At 61.8% G+C, this 1,913-nt stretch carries 1 pseudogene; it reads left to right on the plus strand.

Annotated features, from left to right (window positions below):
* Window positions 1–51: 51 nt before the first annotated feature.
* Window positions 52–1,913 (plus strand): annotated as a pseudogene (locus tag BJI47_RS04345) (amino acid adenylation domain-containing protein); the annotation flags it as partial.

The following is a 1,913-nucleotide window of genomic DNA, read 5'->3' on the forward strand; positions in this document are numbered from 1 at the left end:
TGGAATGGGACTTCTCGTGTGTTGGAGGGTGTTTCGGGTTCCGGTGGGGTGTCGTTGGCGTCGTTGTTTGTTGATCGGGTGGTTGAGGTTCCGGGTGCGGTGGCGGTGGTGTTCGAGGGTGAGCGGTTGTCGTATGGGGAGTTCGGGGAGCGGGTGTTTCGTTTGGCTCGGTGGTTGATCGGTGAGGGTGTGGGTCCTGAGGTGTTGGTGGGGTTGGGTATGCGGCGTGGGGTGGATTTGTTGGTGGGGATGTATGCGGTGGTGATGGCGGGTGGTGCGTATGTGCCTTTGGATCCGGATCAGCCGGCCGAGCGTAATGGGTTCATCGTTGAGGTGGCGTCTCCGGTGTTGGTGTTGGTTTCTGGTGGTGGGGATGTGGGTGTGTTTGCTGGTGGTGGTGTGTCGGTGGTGGATGTGGGTTCGTTGGATGTGTCGGGGTTCTCGGGTGAGGTTGTGGGGGATGGTGAGCGGTTGTCGGTGTTGCGGGGGTCGAATGCGGCGTATGTGATTTTCACGTCGGGGTCGACGGGTCGGCCGAAGGGTGTGGCGGTCTCGCATGAGGCTGTGGTGAATCAGTTGGTGTGGAAGAGGTCCGAGTTCGGGTTGGGTGTCGGTGATGTGGTGTTGCTCAAGACTGCGGCGACGTTCGATTTGTCGGTGTGGGAGTTCTGGTCGGCGTTGGTCTCGGGTGCGGCGGTGGTGGTGGCGTCGGTGGAGGGGCATCGGGATGCGGCGTATCTGCATGAGTTGATGGTGGCGGAGTCGGTGACGACGTTGCATGTGGTTCCGTCGATGTTGTCGGCGTTGTTGGCGGTGTCGGGTGGTGTGTTGTCGAGTTCGTTGGTGCGGGTGTTGGCGATCGGTGAGGCGTTGCCGGGGGCGACTGCGCAGTGGTTCCGTCGGGGTAATGCGGGTGCGTTGTTCAATTTGTATGGTCCGACGGAGGCTGCGGTGTCGGTGACGGTGCATGAGGTGGGGGCGGGTGATGTTGCGGGTGTGCCTATTGGTGTGCCGGAGTGGAATACGGGTGTGTTGGTGCTCGATGAGCGGTTGCATCCGGTGCCGGTGGGTGTGTCGGGTGAGTTGTATTTGGCGGGTGTGCAGTTGGCGCGTGGGTATGTGGGTCGGGTGGATTTGACGGCGGAGCGGTTTGTGGCGAATCCGTTTGTCGGTGTTGCGGGTGTGGGTGTGGGTTCTCGGTTGTATCGGACGGGCGATGTGGTGCGGTGGGGTGGTTCTGGTGAGTTGGAGTATGTGGGGCGTAGTGATTTTCAGGTGAAGGTGCGTGGTTTCCGGATCGAGTTGGGGGAGATCGAGTCGGCGTTGCGTGGGGTGGATGGGGTGGTCGATGTTGCGGTGGTTGCTCGGGTGGATGAGTTTGCGGGGGATCAGTTGGTGGCGTATGTGGTTGGTGGTGTGGGTGTGTCTTTGGATGTGGGTGAGGTGAAGGTGGCGTTGGGTGCGGTGGTGCCGTCGTACATGGTGCCGTCGGCGTTTGTGGTGTTGGATGCGTTGCCGTTGACGGTGAATGGGAAGTTGGATCGGGCGGCGTTGCCGGCTCCGGTGTTCGAGGCTGTGGTGTTTCGGGCTCCGTCGACTCCGGTGGAGGAGGCGGTGGCGCGGGTGTTTTCGGAGGTGTTGGGTGTTGATCGTGTGGGTGTCGATGATGATTTCTTTGCGTTGGGTGGTAATTCGTTGATTGCGACGCAGGTGGTGTCGCGGTTGGGTGTGGCGTTGGATGCGGTGGTGCCGGTGCGGTTGGTGTTCGAGGCGCCGTCGGTGGGTGGCTTGGCGGTTCGGGTGGAGCAGTCGGTGGGGTCGGGGGATCGGGTTGCGTTGGTGGCGCGGGAGCGTCCGGGTGTGGTGCCGTTGTCGTTGGCGCAGCAGCGGATGTGGTTCCTGAACCGCTTCGA

This window comes from Rhodococcus sp. 1168 (assembly GCF_002091955.1).
In the GTDB taxonomy this organism is placed as follows: Bacteria; Actinomycetota; Actinomycetes; order Mycobacteriales; family Mycobacteriaceae; genus Rhodococcoides.